This is a genomic window from Xanthomonas bonasiae, from assembly GCF_017163705.1.
GTDB lineage: Bacteria > Pseudomonadota > Gammaproteobacteria > Xanthomonadales > Xanthomonadaceae > Xanthomonas_A > Xanthomonas_A bonasiae.
The window spans coordinates 1-5,757 of record NZ_JAFIWB010000056.1 but is presented as its reverse complement, the minus strand read 5'-3'; the positions used below and the strand labels follow the sequence as shown (position 1 = coordinate 5,757).

1 protein-coding gene, 2 tRNA genes and 3 rRNA genes are annotated in these 5,757 nt (G+C 54.4%); 5 read left to right on the top strand and 1 reads right to left on the bottom strand.

The features are described from left to right. Positions 1 to 362: 362 nt before the first annotated feature. From JR064_RS22850 to rrf, 5 genes are all read left to right on the top strand, one after another. Positions 363 to 1,907 (top strand): 16S ribosomal RNA (locus tag JR064_RS22850). A gap of 85 nt (positions 1,908 to 1,992) precedes the next feature. Next, a tRNA-Ala gene (locus tag JR064_RS22845) sits at positions 1,993 to 2,068 on the top strand. 16 nt (positions 2,069 to 2,084) lie between these two features. After that, positions 2,085 to 2,161, top strand: a tRNA-Ile gene (locus tag JR064_RS22840). 226 nt (positions 2,162 to 2,387) lie between these two features. Then, a 23S ribosomal RNA gene (locus tag JR064_RS22835) occupies positions 2,388 to 5,267 on the top strand. A 173-nt stretch (positions 5,268 to 5,440) separates the two neighbouring features. After that, positions 5,441 to 5,555: ribosomal RNA gene (gene rrf, locus JR064_RS22830) — 5S ribosomal RNA — on the top strand. The 16S, 23S and 5S rRNA genes sit together here with 2 tRNA genes alongside, the layout of an rRNA operon. 72 nt (positions 5,556 to 5,627) lie before the next feature. Here the strand turns inward: rrf and JR064_RS22825 are convergent. Continuing rightward, positions 5,628 to 5,741 (bottom strand): PepSY domain-containing protein, encoded by a 114-nt coding sequence (locus tag JR064_RS22825; protein ID WP_277420395.1) that lies wholly within the window; start codon positions 5,739 to 5,741, stop codon positions 5,628 to 5,630. Positions 5,742 to 5,757: the final 16 nt, after the last annotated feature.

The window sequence follows — 5,757 nt, the reverse complement described above, 5'->3', positions numbered from 1 at the left end:
GGTATTGACGGCAACAAAAAAGCCGCTATGATGGGCGGCTCGGTTCAGCGAAAAGCCTTCGGGGTTTGAGGGGAACCGGCGGCAAGACCTCCGAAACGAGGTGTTGACGGAAAGAAAAAGTCCGCTATAATGGGCGGCTCGCTACGACGGAAACGTCGCAGCCGAAACGGGAAAGGCGCTGAGGCCGGCCCCAATGTTCTTTGACAGTGTGCGCAGGTAACTTGTGAGGGCGCCTGCAGGTGGAAGTATGTCCATCTTGCAGACGTTCGAATCAAGAGCAACAAATCAATTGCTAAGCAAGCGATACGTAAGCTTGGTTTGAACTCTGCATATCAAAGTATTGACCTTCGGGTCTGTAATTTTAAGTGAAGAGTTTGATCCTGGCTCAGAGTGAACGCTGGCGGCAGGCCTAACACATGCAAGTCGAACGGCAGCACAGTGGTAGCAATACCATGGGTGGCGAGTGGCGGACGGGTGAGGAATACATCGGAATCTACCTTTTCGTGGGGGATAACGTAGGGAAACTTACGCTAATACCGCATACGACCTTAGGGTGAAAGCGGAGGACCTTCGGGCTTCGCGCGGATAGATGAGCCGATGTCGGATTAGCTAGTTGGCGGGGTAAAGGCCCACCAAGGCGACGATCCGTAGCTGGTCTGAGAGGATGATCAGCCACACTGGAACTGAGACACGGTCCAGACTCCTACGGGAGGCAGCAGTGGGGAATATTGGACAATGGGCGCAAGCCTGATCCAGCCATGCCGCGTGGGTGAAGAAGGCCTTCGGGTTGTAAAGCCCTTTTGTTGGGAAAGAAAAGCAGTCGGTTAATACCCGATTGTTCTGACGGTACCCAAAGAATAAGCACCGGCTAACTTCGTGCCAGCAGCCGCGGTAATACGAAGGGTGCAAGCGTTACTCGGAATTACTGGGCGTAAAGCGTGCGTAGGTGGTTGTTTAAGTCCGTTGTGAAAGCCCTGGGCTCAACCTGGGAATTGCAGTGGATACTGGATAACTAGAGTGTGGTAGAGGATGGCGGAATTCCCGGTGTAGCAGTGAAATGCGTAGAGATCGGGAGGAACATCTGTGGCGAAGGCGGCCATCTGGACCAACACTGACACTGAGGCACGAAAGCGTGGGGAGCAAACAGGATTAGATACCCTGGTAGTCCACGCCCTAAACGATGCGAACTGGATGTTGGGTGCAACTTGGCACGCAGTATCGAAGCTAACGCGTTAAGTTCGCCGCCTGGGGAGTACGGTCGCAAGACTGAAACTCAAAGGAATTGACGGGGGCCCGCACAAGCGGTGGAGTATGTGGTTTAATTCGATGCAACGCGAAGAACCTTACCTGGTCTTGACATCCACGGAACTTTCCAGAGATGGATTGGTGCCTTCGGGAACCGTGAGACAGGTGCTGCATGGCTGTCGTCAGCTCGTGTCGTGAGATGTTGGGTTAAGTCCCGCAACGAGCGCAACCCTTGTCCTTAGTTGCCAGCACGTAATGGTGGGAACTCTAAGGAGACCGCCGGTGACAAACCGGAGGAAGGTGGGGATGACGTCAAGTCATCATGGCCCTTACGACCAGGGCTACACACGTACTACAATGGTTAGGACAGAGGGCTGCAAACTCGCGAGAGTAAGCCAATCCCAGAAACCTAATCTCAGTCCGGATTGGAGTCTGCAACTCGACTCCATGAAGTCGGAATCGCTAGTAATCGCAGATCAGCATTGCTGCGGTGAATACGTTCCCGGGCCTTGTACACACCGCCCGTCACACCATGGGAGTTTGTTGCACCAGAAGCAGGTAGCTTAACCTTCGGGAGGGCGCTTGCCACGGTGTGGCCGATGACTGGGGTGAAGTCGTAACAAGGTAGCCGTATCGGAAGGTGCGGCTGGATCACCTCCTTTTGAGCATGACAGCTACGCCTACAGGCGTCCTCACAAGTAACCTGCATTCAGAGAGTTCCGCCACAGGGCGGGGCACCCCGATTTCGGGGCCATAGCTCAGCTGGGAGAGCACCTGCTTTGCAAGCAGGGGGTCGTCGGTTCGATCCCGACTGGCTCCACCACTGAACTGAAGACTTTGGGTCTGTAGCTCAGGTGGTTAGAGCGCACCCCTGATAAGGGTGAGGTCGGTGGTTCGAGTCCTCCCAGACCCACCACTCTGAATGTATAAGCACACTAAGAATTTAAGATGCGCCAGCATTGAGGCTGGGGTATGTTCTTTTAAAATTTGTGACGTAGCGAGCGTTTGAGATCAAACTATCTTGACGTGTCGTTGTGGCTAAGGCGGGGACCTCGAGTCCCTAGAAATTGAGTCGTTATAGTTCGCGTCCGGGCTTTGTACCCCCGGACTCAGCATAACTTGGAGGCAACTTCAGGTTATATGGTCAAGCGAATAAGCGCACACGGTGGATGCCTTGGCGGTCAGAGGCGATGAAGGACGTGGCAGCCTGCGAAAAGTGTCGGGGAGCTGGCAACAAGCTTTGATCCGGCAATGTCCGAATGGGGAAACCCACTGCTTCGGCAGTATCCTGCAGTGAATACATAGCTGCTGGAAGCGAACCCGGTGAACTGAAATATCTAAGTAACCGGAGGAAAAGAAATCAACCGAGATTCCCTAAGTAGTGACGAGCGAACGGGGACTAGCCCTTAAGCTGGTATGGTTCTAGAAAAACAACCTGGAAAGGTTGGCCATAGAAGGTGACAGCCCTGTATTTAAAAGGGCCATTCCAGTGAAGACGAGTAGGGCGGGGCACGTGAAACCCTGTCTGAATATGGGGGGACCATCCTCCAAGGCTAAATACTCCTGACCGACCGATAGTGAACCAGTACCGTGAGGGAAAGGCGAAAAGAACCCCGGAGAGGGGAGTGAAATAGATCCTGAAACCGTGTGCGTACAAGCAGTAGGAGCTCGCAAGAGTGACTGCGTACCTTTTGTATAATGGGTCAGCGACTTACTGTTCGTGGCAAGCTTAACCGTATAGGGGAGGCGAAGGGAAACCGAGTCTGATAAGGGCGCATAGTCGCGGGCAGTAGACCCGAAACCGGGTGATCTAGTCATGCCCAGGGTGAAGGTCAGGTAACACTGACTGGAGGCCCGAACCCACTCCCGTTGCAAAGGTAGGGGATGAGGTGTGATTAGGAGTGAAAAGCTAATCGAACCCGGAGATAGCTGGTTCTCCTCGAAAGCTATTTAGGTAGCGCCTCGGACGAATACTGCTGGGGGTAGAGCACTGTTATGGCTAGGGGGTCATCGCGACTTACCAAACCATTGCAAACTCCGAATACCAGTACGTACTATCCGGGAGACACACGGCGGGTGCTAACGTCCGTCGTGAAAAGGGAAACAACCCAGACCCACAGCTAAGGTCCCAAATTCACTGCTAAGTGGAAAACGATGTGGAAAGGCACAGACAGCCAGGAGGTTGGCTTAGAAGCAGCCACCCTTTAAAGAAAGCGTAATAGCTCACTGGTCGAGTCGGTCTGCGCGGAAGATTTAACGGGGCTAAGCAGTGAACCGAAGCTTGGGGTGCATCGCGATAAGCGATGCGCGGTAGAGGAGCGTTCCGTAAGCCGTTGAAGGTGGATTGAGAAGTCTGCTGGAGGTATCGGAAGTGCGAATGCTGACATGAGTAACGATAATGCGGGTGAAAAACCCGCACGCCGAAAGCCCAAGGTTTCCTTGCGCAACGTTAATCGGCGCAGGGTGAGTCGGCCCCTAAGGCGAGGGCGAAAGCCGTAGTCGATGGGAAGCAGGTTAATATTCCTGCACCTCGCGTAAGTGCGATGGAGGGACGGAGAAGGTTAGGTGTACCGGGCGTTGGTTGTCCCGGGGAAAGGCGGTAGGTTTGGATCTTTGGCAAATCCGGGATCCTTTAAGACCGAGCACCGAGACGAGTCTTTTAGACGAAGTCACTGATACCACGCTTCCAGGAAAAGCTCCTAAGCTTCAGCTTACGCAGACCGTACCGTAAACCGACACAGGTGGGTAGGATGAGAATTCTCAGGCGCTTGAGAGAACTCGGGTGAAGGAACTAGGCAACATGGCACCGTAACTTCGGGAGAAGGTGCACCCTTTTTGGTGGCTCATGCGAGCTATAGCTGAAGAGGGTCGCAGAAACCAGGCCGCTGCGACTGTTTATCAAAAACACAGCACTCTGCAAACACGAAAGTGGACGTATAGGGTGTGACGCCTGCCCGGTGCTGGAAGGTTAATTGATGGGGTCAGCCGCAAGGCGAAGCTCTTGATCGAAGCCCCAGTAAACGGCGGCCGTAACTATAACGGTCCTAAGGTAGCGAAATTCCTTGTCGGGTAAGTTCCGACCTGCACGAATGGCGTAACGACAGCGGCGCTGTCTCCACCCGAGACTCAGTGAAATTGAAATCGCTGTGAAGATGCAGCGTTCCCGTGGCAAGACGGAAAGACCCCGTGAACCTTTACTATAGCTTTACACTGAACGTTGAGTTCGTCTGTGTAGGATAGGTGGGAGGCTATGAAACTGTGGCGCTAGCTGCAGTGGAGCCATCCTTGAAATACCACCCTGTCGTGCTTGACGTTCTAACCTAGGTCCGTAATCCGGATCGGGGACCGTGTATGGTGGGTAGTTTGACTGGGGCGGTCTCCTCCTAAAGAGTAACGGAGGAGCACGAAGGTACGCTCAGCGCGGTCGGACATCGCGCACTGTGTGCAAAGGCATAAGCGTGCTTGACTGCAAGATCGACGGATCAAGCAGGTACGAAAGTAGGTCTTAGTGATCCGGTGGTTCTGTATGGAAGGGCCATCGCTCAACGGATAAAAGGTACTCCGGGGATAACAGGCTGATACCGCCCAAGAGTTCATATCGACGGCGGTGTTTGGCACCTCGATGTCGGCTCATCACATCCTGGGGCTGTAGTCGGTCCCAAGGGTATGGCTGTTCGCCATTTAAAGTGGTACGCGAGCTGGGTTCAGAACGTCGTGAGACAGTTCGGTCCCTATCTGCCATGGGCGTTGGAAGTTTGAGAGGGGCTGCTCCTAGTACGAGAGGACCGGAGTGGACGAACCTCTGGTGTTCCGGTTGTCACGCCAGTGGCATTGCCGGGTAGCTATGTTCGGAAGCGATAACCGCTGAAAGCATCTAAGCGGGAAGCGCGCCTCAAGATGAGACTTCCCGGGGCACAAGCCCCCTTAAGGAACCATGTAGACTACGTGGTTGATAGGTCAGGTGTGTAAGTGCAGCAATGCATTGAGCTAACTGATACTAATGATCCGTGCGGCTTGACCATATAACCTCAAGTTGCTTCCTCAAGAAGTAACCCTTAGCACGACACACGTCGATAGCTATCCAAATGCTCGCTACGTCACACCCTATGAGAGGCTGGCGCCAGTTGCCGTCCTTCCCACACCGCACACCCGTGCGCTGTCCGAAGACGCAACCCGGCGACACTCCAACCGTCTCCCTGGTGAAATTAGCGCTGTGGAACCACCCGATCCCATCCCGAACTCGGAAGTGAAACGCAGCTGCGCCGATGGTAGTGTGGCTCAAGCCATGCGAGAGTAGGTCATCGCCAGGGGCTTTACCCCAAATCCCCGTCCGCAAGGACGGGGATTTTTTATTGGCCGCGAGATACACAAACACCACGCCCTCAGTCCCCCGCTGCGCTCACCACTCCTCCATCCGTCGGGTCCGCGTAGAGTTCCACCCGCTGACCCGTCGCACTGTGCGCACGTGCTTCCCACAGCCCGTCCTCGTACTTCAGGTCGTGGACCTGCGTG